Below are 18970 nucleotides of genomic sequence, written 5' to 3'. Positions count from 1 at the left end.
TCGCGGCCTCGCGGTGCTCGTGCGCTCCTACAGGTCCATTATTCGCCGCGCGACAGCGCAATGTCAGAGATAAAGGGCCGCTGCTGTTAACAAATGCAATCTTCTGAGTTGACCCAAATCCTGTAGGAGCTCACCGAAGTTACGAGGCCAGCGATGACGTAAGCGCTATCGCTGCCTCGCGTTGCTCGTGAGCTTATACAGGTATCGGCTCAACCCTCAGAGAACTGCTTTCGGATAGGAACCCAGCACTTTGAGCGCCACCGCTTCCTGACTGATCCGCTCCAGCACGGCTTTGACCAGTGGGTCGCGATGGTGGCCAACGAAGTCGATAAAGAACACGTAGGTCCATTTACCGCTGCGCGACGGTCGAGTCTCGATGCGGGTCAGATCCAGGCCGTTTTCATGGAATGGCACCAGCAATTCATGCAGAGCGCCCGGCTTGTTGCTCATGGATACGATGATCGAAGTTTTGTCATCACCCGTTGGAGGGACTTCCTGATTACCGATGATCAGGAACCGGGTAGAGTTGTCCGGACGGTCTTCGATTTTTTCAGCGATGCGCGTCAAACCGTAGAGGTTCGCGCTCATATCACCGGCAATCGCTGCGGAATTCCACTCACCTTTAACCCGCTTGGCAGCTTCGGCGTTACTCGCCACTGCGATCCGCTCGACGTTCGGGTAATGCGCGTCCAGCCACTTGCGGCACTGTGCCAGCGACTGAGCGTGGGAATAGATACGGCTGATGCTTTCGGTCTTGGTGTTTTCACCGATCAGCAAGTGATGGTGGATACGCAGCTCGACTTCGCCACAGATCACCATGTCGTGCTCAAGGAAGCTGTCCAGCGTGTGATTGACTGCGCCCTCGGTGGAGTTTTCCACCGGCACGACGCCAAAATTCACAGCACCGGCAGCGACTTCACGGAACACTTCATCAATTGCCGCCATCGGCAGACTGATAACAGCGTTACCGAAATGCTTGATCGCTGCTGCCTGAGTGAAGGTACCTTCAGGCCCGAGGTAAGCGACTTTCAGCGGCTGCTCCAGCGCCAGGCACGAGGACATGATTTCGCGAAACAGACGCGCCATCTCTTCGTTGCTCAATGGGCCACGATTGCGCTCCATGACCCGCTTGAGCACCTGGGCTTCACGCTCGGGACGGTAAAAAACCGGCACTTCGCCTTCAGCCAGACTGGCCATTTTTACCCGCGCTACTTCCTGGGCACAACGTGCACGTTCGCTGATCAGCTCCAGGACTTTTTCATCCAGGCTGTCGATGCGGACGCGCAGCGCCTTGAGTTCTTGCTCGGACATTAGCCGTGTTCCTTCTCGAACTCTGCCATGTACGCCACCAGCGCGTTGATCGCGTTGATGTCCACGGCATTATAAATAGAGGCACGCATGCCACCGACCGAACGGTGACCTTTGAGATTGAGCAGCCCACGGGCGTCGGCACCGGCCAGGAACGGCTTGTCCAGACGATCATCAGCAAGACGGAACGGTACGTTCATCCACGAGCGATCAGACTTGTTAATCGGGTTGCTGTACAGGCCGCTGGCATCAATGAAGTCGTAAAGCGTGCGCTTTTTGACTTCGTTGAGCTTGCCGATAGCTTCGACGCCACCCTGCTCTTTTAGCCATTCGAAGACCAGACCGGACAGGTACCAAGCCAGAGTCGGTGGCGTGTTGTACATCGAGCTGTTATCAGCCGCTACCTTGTAGTTGAGCATGGTCGGGCACAGCGAACGGGCGCGACCCAGCAGGTCTTCGCGAATGATCACGACGACGATGCCGCTCGGGCCGATGTTTTTCTGGGCGCCCGCGTAGATCATGCCAAAACGCGAGACGTCCACCGGGCGAGATAGAATGTCGGAAGACATGTCCGCCACCAGCGGTACATCACCGGTCTGCGGAATCCAGTCGAACTCCAGACCGCCGATGGTCTCGTTCGGGGCGTAATGAACGTAGGCAGCGTCCTTGGACAGCTTCCACTCGTTCTGGCCCGGAATAGCAAAATAATCATAAGGTTTGGCGCTGGCAGCCACATTGACGTGACCGTAACGCGAAGCTTCCTCAATGGCTTTCTGCGACCAGATACCGGTATCGATATAGTCGGCAGAGCCGTTTTCAGGCAGCAAATTCAGAGGGATCTGAGCAAACTGCTGGCTCGCACCACCCTGCAGAAACAGTACTTTGTAGTTCGAGGGAATCGTCAGCAGGTCGCGCAAATCTTGCTCGGCCTTGTTGGCGATGGAGGTGAACTCATCACTGCGATGGCTCATTTCCATGACGGACAGGCCTTTGCCATGCCAGTCCAGAAGTTCCGCCTGGGCACGCAGCAGAACAGCTTCAGGAAGCGCAGCAGGACCTGCGCAGAAGTTAAAGGCTCGCTTGCTCATATCCACTCTCACTACGCTCTGACTTTCTCAGGCTTGGGTCATCTGGAGTTGAAGATGGCAAAGGCCGCGACACAGTTCAGAACCGTTCGCAGCCTTTGGCTACTTCTGTCAAACAACACAGGGTTGCTTGAACCTACATCTTTTCTGTAGGACCTCACCGAGGTTACGAGGCCAGCGATGGCGTTGGATCAGACATACCACTATCGCTGGCCTCGTAACCTCGGTGAGCTCCTACAGGTCCCTCTTAACTTTGCGGTTCTTCGTCGTCCGAAGCAGCGTCGGCTTGCAGGTCGGCAGAGGCATCCTCGTCAGCGATGCTCAGCGCTTCGCCTTCGATGATTTCGCCGTCTTCACCGATTACCAGCTCTTCGCCTTCCACTTCGGAAGGTTCCTGCACACGCTCCAGACCGACCAGTTTCTCGTCGCTAGCCAGCTTGATCAGCGTGACACCCTGGGTATTACGACCCAGGCTGGACACTTCATCGACACGAGTACGAACCAGCGTGCCCTGATCGGAGATCAGCATGATTTCTTCGCCGTCGAGTACTTGCACCGCGCCGACCAGACGGCCGTTACGCTCGTTGCTGACCATGGCGATAACGCCCTGACCGCCACGTTTGTACTCTGGGAACTCGGAAATCGCCGTACGCTTGCCATAACCACGCTCGGAGGCAGTGAGGATCTGGCTGCCTTCTTCCGGGATCAGCATCGAAATCAGCTTCTGACCTTCTGGCAGACGCATGCCGCGCACACCGCGAGCGGTACGGCCCATGGCACGAACGTCGGATTCCTTGAAGCGCGTTACTTTGCCGCCGTCGGAGAACAGCATGATTTCCTGCTCGCCGTCAGTGATGGCTGCGGAGATCAGGATGTCGCCTTCGTCCAGCTCAAGTGCGATCAGACCCACGCTACGCTGACGACTGAAGGCCACCAAAGGAGTTTTCTTCACGGTACCGTTGGCAGTGGACATGAAGATGAATGGAGCCTTCTTCTTGTCTGCAGCCTTGATACGCGCTTTACGCTCTTCTTCGGTCTCGTTGCTGTTCTCTGCGTCGTCGAGCTCACCTTCGATACCAGCCTCGTCTTCCTCGTCAGCCCGCTTGCGCATGGCTTCCAGGTCGACCGGCAACATAGTGGTGATGTACTCGCCGTCGCTCAGCGGCAACAGATTGACCAGGGGACGGCCGCGGGCAGCGCGGGACGCTTCCGGGATCTCGTAGGTCTTGAGCCAGTACACCTTGCCCTTGCTGGAGAACATGAGCAGCGTGGTGTGGCTGTTGGCAACCAGCAGGTGAGCGATGTAGTCCTCATCCTTGATGCCGGTAGCCGATTTACCTTTACCGCCGCGACGCTGAGCCTGGTAGACCGCCAGTGGCTGAGTCTTGGCATAGCCGCCGTGGGAAATCGTAACGACACGTTCCTCTTCCGGAATCATGTCGCCCAGGGTCAGGTCCAGACGCGCATCAAGAATTTCAGTGCGACGAACATCGCCGTACTCGACGCGGATCAGTTCCAGCTCTTCGCGGATCACTTCCATCAGGCGCACGGCGCTGTTGAGGATGCGCAACAGTTCGCCGATCTGGCTGAGGATTTCCTGATACTCGGTGAGCAGTTTTTCATGCTCAAGACCGGTCAGGCGGTGCAGACGCAATTCGAGAATGGCCTGAGCCTGTTCAGGCGACAGGAAATACTTGCCGTCACGCAGACCGTACTGCGGATCAAGGTTTTCCGGACGGCAGGAATCCGCACCGGCACGCTCGACCATTTCCACGACTGCGCTGGATTCCCAAGGGGTCGAAATCAACCCGATCTTGGCTTCCGCAGGCGTCGGCGAGGCTTTGATCAGGGCGATAACCGGATCGATGTTAGAAAGGGCAACCGCTTGACCTTCGAGCAAATGACCACGCTCACGGGCTTTACGCAGTTCGAAAACGGTACGGCGGGTGACTACTTCGCGACGGTGGCGGACGAAGGCTTCCAGCAGATCCTTGAGATTCAGGATGCGCGGACGGCCATCGATCAGTGCAACGATGTTGATACCGAAAACACTTTGCAGCTGGGTCTGGGCATAGAGATTGTTGAGGATAACCTCAGGTACTTCGCCGCGACGCAGCTCGATCACAACGCGCATACCGTCCTTGTCGGACTCGTCGCGCAGCTCAGTGATGCCTTCCAGCTTCTTCTCTTTAACCAGCTCGGCGATCTTCTCGATCAGGCGGGCCTTGTTCAACTGGTACGGCAGCTCGGTGATGACAATCTGCTGACGACCACCGACCTTGTCGATGTCTTCAACGATCGAGCGGGCACGCATGTAAATACGACCGCGACCGGTGCGATAGGCTTCGACGATACCGGCACGACCATTGATGATCGCGGCAGTCGGGAAGTCCGGGCCCGGGATGAACTGCATCAGTTCATCAATGGAAATTTCAGGGTTGTCGATCAGCGCCAGGCAACCATCAATCACTTCACCGAGGTTGTGCGGCGGAATGTTGGTCGCCATGCCCACGGCGATACCGCTGGAGCCGTTGACCAACAGATTGGGAATACGGGTCGGCATGACCGCAGGGATCATTTCAGTGCCGTCGTAGTTCGGCACCCAGTCCACGGTTTCTTTGTGCAGGTCAGCCAGCAGCTCGTGAGCCAGTTTGGTCATGCGCACTTCGGTGTATCGCATGGCCGCGGCGTTGTCGCCGTCGACCGAACCGAAGTTGCCCTGACCGTCTACCAGCAGATAGCGCAGCGAGAATGGCTGGGCCATACGAACGATGGTGTCGTACACGGCCGTGTCGCCGTGCGGGTGATACTTACCGATAACGTCACCGACCACACGGGCGGATTTCTTGTACGGCTTGTTCCAGTCGTTACCCAGTTCACTCATCGCGAACAGTACACGCCGGTGCACGGGCTTCAAGCCATCGCGTGCATCGGGCAGTGCTCGCCCGACGATTACGCTCATTGCGTAGTCGAGGTAGGACTGCTTCAGCTCGTCTTCGATATTGACCGGGAGGATTTCTTTGGCCAGTTCGCCCATGAGAAGCTCGATTCCTTTTTCTGGTGAAACTTCGAACATCCATCCGGGAGGAACGAAGCTCGCCGCTACCGGCACGTTTGCCTGGCAACGACTTACGACAAATCAACGAGTTATGCACTGGATCTGCGCAGTAGGGACGACTACCGCAAGCGCCCCTGGAAACCGCCGGATGTTACCACAATCGCCGCCAAGCACCTATCCTTTGAAAGCCCTGAAAACGAGCTTGTCTGCCGCAAGACCGCTGAGAAACGCTTACAGGCCCGATTAGCGCCCTTGCGACCAAACTTCCACTCGTCGTCAAACGTGTCAATGCAGACGTTTACGGCACATCAATTGAGCCATTTTTGCGGTGTCCGGGCGCTCGACAATGCCCTTTTCAGTGACGATCACGTCAATCAGGTCAGCCGGCGTAACGTCGAATACCGGATTGAATGCGTCGACATCCGCACCGACACGTTGACCACCCACTTCGAGCAGCTCACGACCGTCGCGCTCTTCAATGACGATTTCATCACCGCTGGCCATGTCCATATCAATGGTCGAACTCGGCGCGACCACCATGAAGCGCACACCATGGTGCATCGCAGCGACAGCCAGATGATAAGTACCGATCTTGTTGGCCACGTCGCCATTGGCGGTAATGCGGTCGGCACCCACGATCACCCAGGTAATGCCTTTGGTTCGCATCAAATGCGCGGCTGCCGAATCAGCATTGAGGGTCACCGGGATGCCTTCGTTAGCCAGCTCCCAGGCAGTAAGCCGCGAGCCTTGCAGCCATGGACGGGTTTCATCGGCATAGACCCGCTCGATCATCCCTTCCAGATGCGCTGCACGGATAACACCCAGCGCTGTACCGAAACCACCGGTAGCCAGAGCGCCCGTATTGCAATGGGTCAGAACGGCCTGCAGGTTGCCCTGATTCTTGCGAATGAGGTCTGCACCCAATTGCGCCATGGTCAGGTTGGCTTCGCGATCGCTGAGATGGATAGACACCGCCTCAGCCTCCAGCACAACCATGGGATCATCCCCTTCTTTGATGCGCTGCAGGCGGTCGCGCATCCGGTTCAGCGCCCAGAACAGATTGACAGCCGTTGGACGTGAGTCTGCCAGCACCCGAAAATCTTCTTCCAGGGCGGCAATCCAGTCACCGCCAGCGGCGATCCGGGCACGGGCGCCTAGCACAACACCGTAAGCAGCACTGATACCAATAGCCGGTGCACCCCGTACAACCATGGAACGAATTGCCTCGGCAACCCCCGCCGCGCTGTCATACGCGAGCCAGGTTTCCTCGAACGGCAAGATGCGCTGATCCAGCAGATACAGAGCGCCATCTCGCCAATCGATGGCTTTCACCTTCTCAGCAGCCAACAATCGATCGCGCATTGCACACCCCATACTCAAAAAACCCAAGCCAGACATCAAAAGCGGCCGATTATAGCGAGCCGTCGACGAAGACGCTCGGGTATACTGCGCCGTTCCCGTAATAAGCCCCGGAAGCCCAGTCATGCCTAATGCCGCTGCCCCGCTCGATCTCTTGCTCCTGCCCGCCTGGCTGGTGCCGGTCGAACCTGCTGGCGTGGTACTCAAGGATCATGGTCTGGGCATTCGCGATGGCCGCATCGCCTACATCGGTCCCCGCGCCGAAGCCCTGAAGCAAAATGCCCTGCAAACCCTTGAGCTGCCTGAGATGTTGCTCAGTCCGGGCCTGATCAATGCCCACGGCCATGCGGCCATGACGCTGTTTCGCGGGCTGGCCGATGATCTCCCCTTGATGACCTGGCTGCATGACCACATCTGGCCTGCGGAGAGCAAATGGGTTGATGAAGAGTTCATCCGCGACGGCACCGATCTGGCTATTGCCGAGCAACTCAAAAGCGGTATCACCTGCTTCTCCGACATGTACTTCTTCCCGTCAGTGGCAGCCGATCGCGTGCACAACAGCGGGATCCGGGCCCAGATCACCGTACCGGTACTGGACTTCCCCATTCCCGGCGCGCGCGACACCGATGAAGCCCTGCACATGGGCGTGCAACTGTTCAATGATCTGGCCCACCACCCGCGCATCAAGATCGCCTTCGGCCCTCACGCACCGTACACCGTTGGCGACGAGAATCTGGAAAGAATCCGGGTCATCGCCGATGAGCTGGACGCCATGATTCAGATGCATGTTCATGAAACCGCCTTCGAAGTGGAACAGGCTGTCGCTCAGTCAGATGAACGCCCATTGGCACGTCTGAACCGGCTCGGCATGCTCGGCCCACGCTTTCAGGCCGTGCACATGACACAAATCAGCGATGACGATCTGGCTTTGCTGGTAGAAAGCAATTCCAGCGTGATCCATTGTCCGGAATCCAACCTGAAACTGGCCAGCGGCTTTTGCCCGGTCGAACGACTGTGGCAGGCTGGCGTCAATGTTGCGATAGGTACCGATGGCGCAGCGAGCAACAATGACCTGGATCTACTGGGAGAAACCCGCACCGCAGCGCTGCTGGCCAAGGCCGTTGCAGGCTCGGCTGCCGCACTGGACGCCCACCGCGCATTGCGCATGGCAACCCTCAATGGCGCTCGGGCGCTGGGTATTCAGGACGAAGTGGGCTCGCTGGAGATCGGCAAGGCTGCAGACATGGTCGCCTTCGACCTGTCCGGCCTGGCACGTCAACCCATCTACGATCCGGTGTCACAGCTTATATATGCAACCGGCCGCGACTGCGTCAGCCATGTCTGGGTCGCTGGCAAGCAACTGCTCGACGATCGCCGCCTGACCCGTATGGACGAACAGGCGTTGTGCGACACCGCCAAAGCCTGGGGCAAGCGTATTTCCGGGCGCACCGAATAAGACCGGGCTGGCTGCATATCAGCCAGCCCGCTGCACGTATTTTGAGTTTAGAGAGGACATCCCATGAGCAACGTCGATCACGCAGAAATCGCCAAATTCGAGGCACTGGCTCATCGCTGGTGGGACCGCAACAGCGAATTCAAGCCCCTGCATGACATCAACCCGTTGCGGGTCAACTGGATCGACGAGCGCGTCAATCTGGCGGGCAAGAAAGTTCTGGACGTTGGCTGCGGCGGCGGGATTCTCAGCGAAGCCATGGCGCTGCGTGGCGCGACCGTAACCGGCATCGACATGGGGGAAGCCCCACTGGCGGTCGCTCAGTTGCACCAGCTTGAATCGGGCGTGCAAGTCGAATATCGACAAATCACTGCAGAAGACCTGGCCGAAGAAATGCCAGAGCAGTTCGACGTCGTGACCTGCCTGGAAATGCTTGAGCACGTACCCGATCCCTCATCGGTGATCCGTGCGTGCTTCCGCATGGTCAAACCCGGCGGCCAAGTGTTTTTCTCGACCATCAACCGCAATCCGAAGGCGTATCTGTTCGCCATCGTCGGCGCGGAATACATCATGGGCCTGCTGCCACGCGGCACTCACGATTTCAAGAAATTCATCCGCCCTTCCGAACTGGGTGCCTGGAGTCGCGCCGCCGGCTTGCAGGTCAAGGACATCATCGGTTTGACTTACAACCCGCTGACCAAGCACTACAAGCTGGCCTCGGACGTTGACGTCAACTACATGATCCAGACGCTTCGGGAGGCATAACATGCGCTTGAGAGCGGTTCTATTCGACATGGACGGCACCCTGCTCGACACCGCCCCGGACTTTATTGCCATTTGCCAGGCAATGCTTGCCGAACGCGGGCTCCCGCCCGTGACGGACAAGCTGATCCGCGATGAGATTTCCGGTGGTGCCAAAGCAATGGTTGCTGCGACCTTTGCCCTGTCCCCGGACGCTGAAGGATTCGAGGCGCTGCGTCTTGAGTTCCTCGAGCGCTATCAACGCGACTGCGCCGTGCACAGCAAGCTGTTCGACGGCATGGAAGAACTGCTGGCCGACATCGAAAAGGCAAACCTGATCTGGGGCGTAGTGACCAACAAACCGGTGCGCTTTGCTCAGCCGATCATGGATCAGTTGGGGCTGTCACAACGCTCGGCCCTGCTGATCTGCCCGGATCACGTGACGCGTAGCAAACCTGACCCCGAGCCGCTGATCCTTGCATGCAAGATGCTTGATCTGGATCCGGCGAGCGTGCTGTTTGTAGGGGATGATTTACGTGACATCGAGTCTGGCCGTGATGCAGGCACCAAGACCGCAGCAGTGCGCTATGGCTACATTCACCCCAACGACAACCCTGATCACTGGGGCGCTGACGTGGTAGTGGATCACCCGCTGGAACTGCGCAAGGTCCTGGATAACGCGCTTTGTAGCTGCTGACATGATGACTTGCCGGACACCCAACTGTGGAAGCGAGGCTTGCCCGCGATAAGACTGGACGCGGTTCACTTAAGATCGCGTCCAACCTCATTGCAGGCAAGCCCGGCTGCCACAGGGATCTGCGCAGGCTGCCAATCCGGTTTTCAAGAGGTAACCCATGTTCGATTACTCCCCTCGCCCCGACCTGCTCAACGGCCGGATCATTCTGGTCACCGGTGCGGGTCGCGGCATTGGTGCTGCTGCGGCAAAAACCTATGCTGCACATGGCGCAACCGTACTGCTTCTGGGCAAGACCGAAGCCAATCTGACTCAGGTTTACGACGAAATAGAAGCAGCGGGTCATCCCAAGCCTGCTGTCATTCCTTTCAACCTGGAGACCGCCCTGCCCCAGCAATACGATGAGTTGGCAGCCATGATCGAAAAAGAATTTGGCCACCTCGACGGCTTGTTGCACAACGCCTCGATCATCGGCCCGCGCACGCCACTGGAACAGCTGTCCGGCGAAAACTTCATGCGGGTCATGCACATCAACGTCAATGCGATGTTCATGCTGACCAACACGCTGCTACCGCTGCTCAAATTGTCCGAAGATGCTTCAGTTGTCTTCACCTCAAGCAGTGTTGGTCGCAAGGGCCGCGCGTACTGGGGCGCATATGGGGTATCGAAATTCGCCACCGAAGGCCTGATGCAAACCCTCGCCGATGAACTCGACAGCGTAGCGCCGGTACGTTCCAACAGCATCAACCCCGGCGGTACTCGCACCAGCATGCGCGCTCAGGCTTACCCCGCCGAAAACCCGCTGAACAATCCAACGCCGGAGGAAATCATGCCGGTGTACCTGTACCTGATGGGTCCGGATAGCCGCGACGTCAACGGGCAAGCCTTCAACGCTCAGTAACCAAAACACGACGGCGACACACCGAAGCGGCGGAAAACCGTCGCTCCGGGATGACCGGTCAGTTCTGTTAGTCAACGTAATGTCGCTCTGAGCGCTCAACCCGACGCCGCCAATCTCACAACCCCTTGAATATAAACATTTATATCCAAAACCCAAGACTGGCACGACTTTCGCTCTGACTCAGCTAATCCAGCAATGCGCGCTGAGGAATGAAGCCATGATTTCCCCTATTCCATCCAATGCCATCGACTTTGACGCAGCCAAACTGAAACGTTTGGGTCTGTATCAACGTCAGGCTCAACACACCCCGCAGGCCCCAGTCGATTTGGAGCAGCTAACCCAACAACTGGGTCTACAGCTGCAAACCAGCCTGGAGACGGAGCGGCTCCTGAGCATGTTCCTGCAAGGTGTTCAGCGCCTGATTCCTATTGACGGATTGATTTACGAATATGCAGCCAGCGACCTCTACCTGGAGCTTGGCGAAAAGGCGATGCACAGCGTCAGCTACAACCTGAGTAATGATGGCGAGCCTCTGGGACTGTTTAAGTTTGAGCGCAGCAAACGTTTCAGCGAGGAGGAGTTCGCAGCGCTGGAGTCACTCATGACCTGCATGCTGTTCCCGTTGCGCAACGCCCTTCTTTACCGGGCCGCGATGCAAAGCGCGCTGCGCGACCCACTGACCGATACCGGCAACCGCATCGCCATGGATCAAACGCTGACCCGTGAAATAGAGCTCTCGCGCCGCAACTCACAGCCTCTGTCATTGCTGATGCTGGACATTGATCATTTCAAGCGGGTCAACGACACCTTCGGTCATGCCATCGGCGACGAAGTCCTTAAGTCCATTGCCCATACAATCAAAAGCCAGTTGAGAAACATAGACCGGATATTCCGCTACGGCGGCGAAGAATTTCTGGTCGTGCTTTCCAATACGGATCGCGAGACGGCGGGCTTGATGGGGGAACGTCTACGTCAAGCGGCTCAAGATCTGCTGCACCCCAGCCTGAACAACGCCCTGGATCTGACCATCAGCCTGGGCTGCTCGACGCTACTGCCAGCGGAGTCTGCCGACAGCCTGATGCGCCGCGCCGATATCGCACTGTATGTCGCCAAGCGGCAAGGTCGTAATCGTCTGGCCATGGCGGGCTAAACACTCAGTTTTCCAGTTCGGCCACTCGCGCACGTGTCGGCCGGACCTTTTCCAACTGCATGCAGTGCTCCAGAAACAAGTACATGTAGTCGTAGCTTTTGGTAACCGCCTGGCGAATCTCGGTCTGCAATTGCAGACCAGGGTTATTGCCCGCCAGCGTGCAGATGATTTCCAGCGCTTCCCATGGATGCGCATCATCGTACTGCGCGTGCATCTTCAGCCACTTCATCGCGCGCTTGCGTGTCTCCTCGGGAAAGCCGTCGGCATAAACGTCGCTGGAGCACACCACAGCCGCCCACTCCCCTGTCGCCCCCTCAATAGCATAATTGGTCGCGGCCATGCCAACGATCAATGAGTCAGACGAACTGGTGTGCCAGCACCAGTGACTCAGCGCGTGCAACTCGGGGGACACATGCTGAGCCTTGAGGTCATCCAGGCTGACACCGTGCGCATCAGCCCAATTGACCCAATAATCGGCATGGTTGAGTTCGACACGGATATTGCGCATCAACCAGCGTCGCGCCATGTCTTCGCCCGGGTGGCGGGCGAAGCGGGTCTTGGCCAGGTTATTGGCCATATAAATGGCAAACTGCTCAACCACCGGCCAGCCACCAATCAAATACTGGCGCATGGTTTTATGACTCAGACGCCCGTCACGCATGCGCTGATAAAGCTCGTGGTCAACCACTCTGGATTTGGCGTAACTGCAATCCTTGATCAACTGCTGCGCCCACGCCGGATAACTGCTGGCTTCCATAAGCGGACCGGTTCTGCTGAAAGTATCGATCACTGTGTAGCTCCTTGTTTGAAGTTAAAGGCTTAGCGGAATGTTCCTGGTGTGCTGAACAAAAGCGGGACAGCCCTCGTGGGCCGCGCATGAAGGCTTTCGCACGTGAACAACTGAGGACGTTCAATCAGATACCCCTGAGCGAAGTCAACCCCGATCTCGCGCAGGGCTACCTCGATCTGGGGTGTCTCGACAAATTCGGCAATGGTGCGCTTACCCATAACGTGCCCGATATGATTAATCACTTCGACCATCGCACGATTGATCGGGTTATCGAGCATGTCTTTGACGAAGCTGCCATCGATCTTCAAGTAATCAACTGGCAAGTGTTTGAGGTAGGCAAACGAAGACATGCCAGCACAGAAGTCATCGAGGGAGAACTGACAGCCAAGCGCTTTCAATTCGTTGATGAAATGTATCGCACTGCCGAGGTTGGCGATCGCAGTGGTTTCGGTAATTTCGAAGCAAATCAGCGATGGCGGAATACGGTAAGTCCGGAATTGCAGCTTGAGGTATTCGAGGAAAGCGTCATCACCAATGCTCGCCCCTGAGAGGTTGATAGCGCAGACCACCATCGGACCGTCGTAACGCTCATCATCCCGACACTGAGCGATGATCTTGAACACATTGAGTACCACCCAGCGATCCAACTGGGTCATCAAACCATAGCGCTCTGCAGCCGGAATGAAATTTTCGGGCAGAATCATGCGTCCCGTTTCATCGCGCAGACGCAGCAGGATTTCGATGTGCCCACCATCATCCGGGCCGTGCTGAGCGATACCGGCAATTTGTTGCGAAAACAGACAGAAGCGGTTTTCATCCAGCGCCATGTGCAAACGCTGCACCCATGCCATCTCGCCAAAGCGCAGCGACACTTCCGAATCATCGGCATGATAGACCTGCACGCGATTGCGACCTTTTTCCTTGGCCATGTAACACGCCATATCCGCGGATCGCAGCGACGCCTCCAGCGTGGTCGGAATCTGGGAAATATGAACCAGTCCGACACTGACCGTGCTGACAAAGGGTCTGCCCTTCCAGACAAAGTTCAGACTCTGGACAGTCTGGCGCAGAGATTCCGCGATGATCTCCGCCGTATCAGGTGGGCAATTTTCCAGCAAGATACCGAACTCATCCCCTCCCAAACGCGCCAGCGTGTCGCCTTCGCGCAACCCCTGTTGCAGCACCGTACAGATATGCCGCAACAGCTCGTCACCCGCGGCATGGCCGCTGGTGTCATTGACCAGCTTGAACTGATCCAGATCCAGGTACATCACCGAGTGCTGGCTGGGGTGGCGCGCCAGCTCACTGAGCGCCTGCTCCAGCCGATACTCAAATTCACGCCTGTTGGCCAGGCCGGTCAGCGCATCGTGGGTCGCCTGCCAGGACAGATTGGCAATGTATTGCCGCTCCTGAGTCATGTCATGCAACACCAGCACCGTGCCACTGACTTTGCCATCGGTAAAAATTGGCGATCCGACCAGCGCCACTGAAACCGTGCTGCCATCCAGACGCTGGATCAGCTTGGAGTGCTCGCTGCCCCCGCTGAGCTGGCCGCTGAGAATGTGCTCAATCAATGTCGAGCTGTCCTTGCGGTCATTTTCATCAAGCAGGTTGAACAACGCCGCAAGCGGCAGGCCACCGGCCTGAGCGTTCTTCCAGTGGGTCAGACTCTCGGCAGCAGGATTCATGTAAACAATCGAGCCCTGCACGTCGGTAGTAATGACTCCATCACCAATAGACTCCAGCGTTACCTGTGCACGCTCCTTCTCCACTTGCAGAGCGTCAGCAAAGGCATGCCGCTGGGCCAACAGCTTGTGGGTCCTGAGCAAGGCAAGAAGGATCAATACCACTGCTGTCGCCAGGTTGATCACCAGCAAGAGCCGCAGAATTCCTCGGGAGCCTTCGCCCAATGCATCACTGAACGCGCGCGCTGCCGGAGTGACACTTTCGTTGATTGCCGTGATTTGTGCACGCCAGCGTGCGATGTCTGCATCGGACGCTTCGCCGGACGAGATCCGTTCATGCATCAGCTGTGCGACATCATCGAGCTGCAGCAGAAACTCATCACCCAGCCGCCACTGGTCGATGGCTTTCTTCATGTAATCAAATTCGCGGAAATTCGCATACAGCCAAATGATCCCGGCCGCATCATCAGGGTGGTTTCCCCCCTGCAGAATCCCGTCCGTCGCCGCCTCGATATCCGGTACCGCCTGATCGAGTGCCATCCGCAGGTTATGCCCGCCCCTGGGGATCGACATGGCCTGCTCGTACCGCAGATAGTTGATCTCCTCGTGACCGTTGGCATAGAGATTCAAATAATAGATGGCGTCTTTCTGCCCCTTGGACCAGAGGCTTTCGCCTGCAACATAGCTGCGCACGGCCGAAAGCATGTAGAGGCTGACGCAACCCATCAGGGCCTGGAACAGCGCAACAGCGATAAATGGCCAGACAATGCCCAACAGGCGGGGCTTTTCGAGGATCCGCTTTTGCTTCATGGGTTCCCTTTCATAAGCGATGCCAGATGCTCAACAAGCTGCTTTAATTTCGTCCTGACCAGAGCCTAGGTCAATTCCATGAAATCGGTCGGGGAATTTCTTGAATTTGAAACACGCTACCGCCCCGCATGATGGAATCGCGAGACAGCGCACATACAGATGAAAAAGCGAGTGTGACGTCGGTGAGCAGGCACTGTTAACACAGTGAGAACTTACTACTAAGAAAGACCCTAAAGCCGATATTGGCAAGTAGCCATGAAGATTAAATGTGCTGCAGGTGACCGTAGAGCTTTGCGTAGAGACCGCCCTCGGCGATCAATTGCTGGTGATCGCCCTGCTCTGCAATCCTTCCACCGTCAAAAACCAGCACTCTGTCCGCTTGTTTCACCGCCGACAGGCGGTGGGCGATGATCAGCGTCGTGCGGCCGCTGAGGAATCTGGACAAGGCTTGGTGCAGGCTGTACTCGGTCGCAGCGTCGAGTGCCGAAGTGGCTTCGTCGAGGATCACCACCTGCGGGTCGGCCAATACCATTCGGGCAATGGCCAGACGTTGGCGCTGCCCACCGGACAAGCGCACGCCAGAACGTCCGACCACACTGTCCAGCCCTTGCGGCAAGGCGCGAATAGTCGATTCAAGCTGCGCGATTTCCAGTGCTCGCCAGCACGCTTCGTCGCTGCGCTCACGCCCCATCGTCAGGTTGGCACGTACGGTATCGTTGAACAGCGCAGGATGCTGAAGCACCACCGCGACATGCTCTCGAATCGTTTCCAGACCTATTTCCTGCTGGCTGGCACCACCAAAACTGATCGTCCCGGCCTGCGGTGTGTACAACCCCAGCAGGAGTTGCACTAGCGTGCTTTTACCGCCGCCACTGGCTCCGACAACAGCGATTTTTTCACCTGGAGCAATCGTCAGGTTTAGCTGATCGAGAATGTTCTCCTCGCCATAACCGAAGCTCAAACCACGTACTTCAATGCCAACGGTCTTCTGCCCTGCAAATGGGTTGACCCCACCCGGATACTGCGGCTCGTCGGCACGAGCGAGCAGTTCATTGATTCGGGACAGCGCTCCACCTGCGGCGTAATACGCGTATTGAAGGTTCAGTAGTTGCTCCACCGGTCCGATCATGAACCACAGGTAGCTGAACACCGCCAACATGTGCCCAATGGACAAATCAGAGAACAGCACAGTGAGCATCGCCGCAGCGCGGAACACATCGATACCGAACTGAAACAACAACCCGCTGGCGCGATTGGACGCGTCGCTTTTCCACTGCGAAGCCGTCGCGTAATCACGGACTTCCCGGGCTCGGACGCCCAGGCGACCAAGGAAAAAGCCCTGCCGATTACCGGCGCGCACTTCCTGAATCGAATCCAGCGTTTCGGTGAGCGCCTGGGTAAACCGCGAAGTGCTGTCGTTTTCCTGTTTTTTCAGGTGTTTAACCCGTTTGCCCAATTGCACCGTGGCGTAGATCACCAGCGGGTTGAACAACAGAATCAACAGCGCCAGCTTCCAGTGCATCCACATCAGAATCGACGCTGTACCGGTCAGCGTCAGCATCGCGACCAGAAAACGACTCAGCGTGTCGCCGATGAATTTGTCCAGCGTATCCAGATCGGTCACCAGATGCGCAGTGACCGTGCCGCCGCCCAGGCTTTCGTATTCCCCCAGGGAGATGCGTTTGAGGCGCTCGATCAGGCGAATTCGTATCCGATAGACGATGTCTTTGGACAGTCGGGCAAACAGCTTGGCCTGCACCACGTTGAACACCAACGCGCCAATGCGCAGAGCAAAGGTGAACAGCAGCATCAAACCAATGTAACCGGCAGGCTTTTGCAGGCTGTCGGGCAGGAAGTTATTCATGAACTTCAACGCGCTGTCGCCGTGGCCCAACAACACCTCATCCACCAACAAGGGCAATAGCAAAGGAATAGGCACGGTGCACAGCGTAGCCAGCACTGCCACGCCATTGGCAATCCACAACGCTTTCTTATGCCGTGAAGCCAGACGACGAATCTGCGCCCAGCTCAAACGGTTGAACGTTGTACAGGCGTCATCCTGATCAGTAGCAGTCTTGAGGGGCTCAGGCACTGGCAGCACGCTCCAGCCAACGGCCGAGCAACGGTGCCAGCTCTTCAAGCGGTTGATAACCATTGGTCAACAACGCCAGTTGACCATTGCGCTCAGCCAGCAAGGTCGGGAAACCCGCGATCCCCAAATCCTGGACCCACGCAAAATCTGCTTGAGTGGCGGCCAGTTGCTCGGCGCTGTCGAACGCTGCGGCGAACTCGATACGCGGCAAGCCGGCCTGTTCGGCCAGTTCAGTCAGCACCGCTGCACGGGTTACGTCACGGCCTTCAACGTAGAAAGCCTGTTGAATCAACCCGACCAGTTTCCAGGCGAATTCCGGCTCCAGATGGCGGGCAGCAACGATAGCCCTGCATGCAGGCTCGGTGTCATAGACAAAACCATCAGGCAACGCATCGTCGAAACGAAAAGTCTGCCCGGTGGTTTTCTCAACCGCTTGCCAGTGTTCAAGGATGTAACGGCGAGTGGTCGGATCAAGCGCCGCCCCGCTGCCGGTGCGCAGACCGCCCATCACCAGATGCAATGTCACGCCACTCGCCTGCGCCTGCTGGACCAGCGCTTGCGCCACAGGGGCGAAACCCCAGCACCATGAGCACATCGGGTCCATCACATAAAGCAGGCGGGTGGGCATGGATCAAACCTCGTCTGGCTGGCGGTCTTCTAAACGATAATTGCGACCGATCGGGTGGGGCTGATTACGTGCTTTGGCCAGTTCGATCTGCTTCTGCCGGTCGATGGCGCTGCGACGGGTTTTCTCGCTCAGGCTGTCCCAGCAATAGGGGCAACTGATGCCCGCCGAGTAATGCTCGCTGGCACGATCTTCAGCACTGATCGGCGTACGGCATGCGTGACATTGATCGTAGTCGCCTTCGGTCAGGTCATGGCGGACGGTGACGCGATTGTCGAATACGAAACACTCGCCGCGCCACAGGCTTTCATCCTGCGGCACTTCTTCCAGGTATTTGAGAATGCCGCCTTTGAGGTGATAGACCTCGCCGTAGCCCTCACCCAGCATGTAGCTGGAAGCTTTCTCGCAGCGGATGCCACCGGTGCAGAACATTGCGACTTTCTTGTGCACGTCAGGGTTGAAGTGTTCCTTGATGTACTCGGGAAACTCGCGAAAGGTGGTGGTCTTGGGATCGATGGCGCCTTCAAAGGTGCCGATAGACACTTCGTAATCATTACGAGTATCGATCACCAGTACTTCCGGATCGCTGATGATTGCGTTCCAGTCTTTGGGATCGACATACGTGCCCACGGCCTTGTTCGGGTCTACGCCTTCAACGCCGAGGGTGACGATTTCTTTCTTCAGTTTGACCTTGGTGCGGTAGAACGGCTGCTCTTCGCAGTACGATTCCTTGTGATCGATGTCGATCATGCGTGGGTCGTTCTTGAGCCAGGCCAGCAGGCCGTCGATGCCTTCGCGGCTGCCGGAAACGGTGCCGTTGATGCCTTCTTCGGCGATCAGCAGGGTGCCTTTGATGCCGTTGTCGACCATCGCTTGCAGCAGCGGCTCGCGCAGTTCGACGTAGTCGCTGAGGGTGACGAATTTGTATAGCGCCGCTACGACGATCGGCTGATTCATCGGCTGTTGTGTCATGTGTATCTCCAGGTGGCGACCCTCGCAAAGGGCCTACCGGACAGAAAATATTTCAGTAAAAACGCGCAGGGTGTGCAGCGCGGGGCGGATTCTAGCAAAGATGGGGGGATGGGTGGGATTGAGGGGAGTGAATCAAATAGCGGAGCGGCCTGGACTTGTATGAATATCCGTTAGTTGGGTAACGGCTGATTTGGGGTTGCGCCCTTACGGCGCCTCACTTTTGAAAAGCGCAAAAGTAAGCAAAACG

Annotated in this window: 14 protein-coding genes; 5 read left to right on the top strand and 9 right to left on the bottom strand. The window is 57.2% G+C overall.

What is annotated here, in order from left to right; translation table 11 throughout:
• Positions 1 to 216: 216 nt before the first annotated feature.
• From pheA to mtnA, 4 genes are all read right to left on the bottom strand, one after another.
• Positions 217 to 1311: a prephenate dehydratase gene (pheA, locus tag AUC60_RS18595; protein WP_087270836.1), complete on the bottom strand. Its 1095-nt coding sequence runs from the start codon at positions 1309 to 1311 to the stop codon at positions 217 to 219.
• On the bottom strand, positions 1311 to 2396 hold the full coding sequence (serC, locus tag AUC60_RS18590) for a 3-phosphoserine/phosphohydroxythreonine transaminase (protein WP_087270833.1): 1086 nt from the start codon (positions 2394 to 2396) through the stop codon (positions 1311 to 1313). The genes pheA and serC overlap by 1 nt, the downstream gene beginning before the upstream one ends.
• A gap of 244 nt (positions 2397 to 2640) precedes the next feature.
• Entirely contained in the window at positions 2641 to 5430 is a 2790-nt protein-coding gene (gene gyrA, locus AUC60_RS18585; protein ID WP_087270830.1) for a DNA gyrase subunit A, read from the bottom strand.
• A gap of 306 nt (positions 5431 to 5736) precedes the next feature.
• On the bottom strand, positions 5737 to 6813 hold the full coding sequence (gene mtnA, locus AUC60_RS18580) for an S-methyl-5-thioribose-1-phosphate isomerase (RefSeq protein WP_087270828.1): 1077 nt from the start codon (positions 6811 to 6813) through the stop codon (positions 5737 to 5739).
• A 121-nt stretch (positions 6814 to 6934) separates the two neighbouring features.
• Here mtnA and AUC60_RS18575 point away from each other — a divergent pair, with 121 nt between their 5' ends.
• From AUC60_RS18575 to AUC60_RS18555, 5 genes are all read left to right on the top strand, one after another.
• The gene (locus tag AUC60_RS18575; RefSeq protein ID WP_087270825.1) at positions 6935 to 8266 is read left to right on the top strand and encodes a TRZ/ATZ family hydrolase; all 1332 of its coding nucleotides are present in this window, start codon (positions 6935 to 6937) and stop codon (positions 8264 to 8266) included.
• Positions 8267 to 8329: 63 nt separating this feature from the next.
• Positions 8330 to 9028 (top strand): bifunctional 2-polyprenyl-6-hydroxyphenol methylase/3-demethylubiquinol 3-O-methyltransferase UbiG, encoded by a 699-nt coding sequence (gene ubiG, locus AUC60_RS18570; RefSeq protein ID WP_087270821.1) that lies wholly within the window; start codon positions 8330 to 8332, stop codon positions 9026 to 9028.
• Position 9029: 1 nt separating this feature from the next.
• Complete coding sequence (mupP, locus tag AUC60_RS18565) at positions 9030 to 9701, top strand: N-acetylmuramic acid 6-phosphate phosphatase MupP (protein ID WP_087270818.1); 672 nt, start codon at positions 9030 to 9032, stop codon at positions 9699 to 9701.
• Positions 9702 to 9858: 157 nt separating this feature from the next.
• Complete coding sequence (locus AUC60_RS18560; RefSeq protein ID WP_087270815.1) at positions 9859 to 10599, top strand: YciK family oxidoreductase; 741 nt, start codon at positions 9859 to 9861, stop codon at positions 10597 to 10599.
• A gap of 217 nt (positions 10600 to 10816) precedes the next feature.
• A complete protein-coding gene (locus AUC60_RS18555; protein ID WP_087270812.1) occupies positions 10817 to 11749 on the top strand; it encodes a GGDEF domain-containing protein in 933 nt (310 codons plus the stop codon).
• A 4-nt stretch (positions 11750 to 11753) separates the two neighbouring features.
• Here the strand turns inward: AUC60_RS18555 and AUC60_RS18550 are convergent, their stop codons facing one another.
• The 5 genes from AUC60_RS18550 to trhO all read right to left on the bottom strand — a co-directional run bounded on the left by AUC60_RS18550 (position 11754) and on the right by trhO (position 18708).
• Complete coding sequence (locus AUC60_RS18550) at positions 11754 to 12539, bottom strand: iron-containing redox enzyme family protein (RefSeq protein ID WP_087270809.1); 786 nt, start codon at positions 12537 to 12539, stop codon at positions 11754 to 11756.
• A 29-nt stretch (positions 12540 to 12568) separates the two neighbouring features.
• Positions 12569 to 15034, bottom strand: coding sequence for an EAL domain-containing protein (locus AUC60_RS18545; protein WP_087270806.1), 2466 nt, complete (start codon positions 15032 to 15034; stop codon positions 12569 to 12571).
• Positions 15035 to 15296: 262 nt separating this feature from the next.
• Positions 15297 to 17189: an ABC transporter ATP-binding protein gene (locus AUC60_RS18540; protein WP_087270803.1), complete on the bottom strand. Its 1893-nt coding sequence runs from the start codon at positions 17187 to 17189 to the stop codon at positions 15297 to 15299.
• Positions 17119 to 17721 (bottom strand): DsbA family protein, encoded by a 603-nt coding sequence (locus tag AUC60_RS18535; protein WP_167384374.1) that lies wholly within the window; start codon positions 17719 to 17721, stop codon positions 17119 to 17121. Before AUC60_RS18535 ends, AUC60_RS18540 begins: the two co-directional genes overlap by 71 nt.
• Positions 17722 to 17757: 36 nt before the next feature.
• Positions 17758 to 18708: an oxygen-dependent tRNA uridine(34) hydroxylase TrhO gene (trhO, locus tag AUC60_RS18530; RefSeq protein WP_167384373.1), complete on the bottom strand. Its 951-nt coding sequence runs from the start codon at positions 18706 to 18708 to the stop codon at positions 17758 to 17760.
• Positions 18709 to 18970: the final 262 nt, after the last annotated feature.

The sequence above is a fragment of the Pseudomonas caspiana genome (assembly GCF_002158995.1).
Classification (GTDB): Bacteria; Pseudomonadota; Gammaproteobacteria; order Pseudomonadales; family Pseudomonadaceae; genus Aquipseudomonas; species Aquipseudomonas caspiana.
This window is presented reverse-complemented; position numbering and strand designations above follow the sequence as displayed.

Coding starts and splice junctions, on each gene's coding strand:
- pheA (WP_087270836.1), bottom strand. CDS start 1,311: ATGTCCGAGCAAGAACTCAAGGCGCTGCGCGTCCGCATCGACAGCCTG.
- serC (WP_087270833.1), bottom strand. CDS start 2,396: ATGAGCAAGCGAGCCTTTAACTTCTGCGCAGGTCCTGCTGCGCTTCCT.
- gyrA (WP_087270830.1), bottom strand. CDS start 5,430: ATGGGCGAACTGGCCAAAGAAATCCTCCCGGTCAATATCGAAGACGAG.
- mtnA (WP_087270828.1), bottom strand. CDS start 6,813: ATGCGCGATCGATTGTTGGCTGCTGAGAAGGTGAAAGCCATCGATTGG.
- AUC60_RS18575 (WP_087270825.1), top strand. CDS start 6,935: ATGCCTAATGCCGCTGCCCCGCTCGATCTCTTGCTCCTGCCCGCCTGG.
- ubiG (WP_087270821.1), top strand. CDS start 8,330: ATGAGCAACGTCGATCACGCAGAAATCGCCAAATTCGAGGCACTGGCT.
- mupP (WP_087270818.1), top strand. CDS start 9,030: ATGCGCTTGAGAGCGGTTCTATTCGACATGGACGGCACCCTGCTCGAC.
- AUC60_RS18560 (WP_087270815.1), top strand. CDS start 9,859: ATGTTCGATTACTCCCCTCGCCCCGACCTGCTCAACGGCCGGATCATT.
- AUC60_RS18555 (WP_087270812.1), top strand. CDS start 10,817: ATGATTTCCCCTATTCCATCCAATGCCATCGACTTTGACGCAGCCAAA.
- AUC60_RS18545 (WP_087270806.1), bottom strand. CDS start 15,034: ATGAAGCAAAAGCGGATCCTCGAAAAGCCCCGCCTGTTGGGCATTGTC.
- AUC60_RS18540 (WP_087270803.1), bottom strand. CDS start 17,189: ATGGTTATCAACCGCTTGAAGAGCTGGCACCGTTGCTCGGCCGTTGGC.
- AUC60_RS18535 (WP_167384374.1), bottom strand. CDS start 17,721: ATGTGCTCATGGTGCTGGGGTTTCGCCCCTGTGGCGCAAGCGCTGGTC.
- trhO (WP_167384373.1), bottom strand. CDS start 18,708: ATGAATCAGCCGATCGTCGTAGCGGCGCTATACAAATTCGTCACCCTC.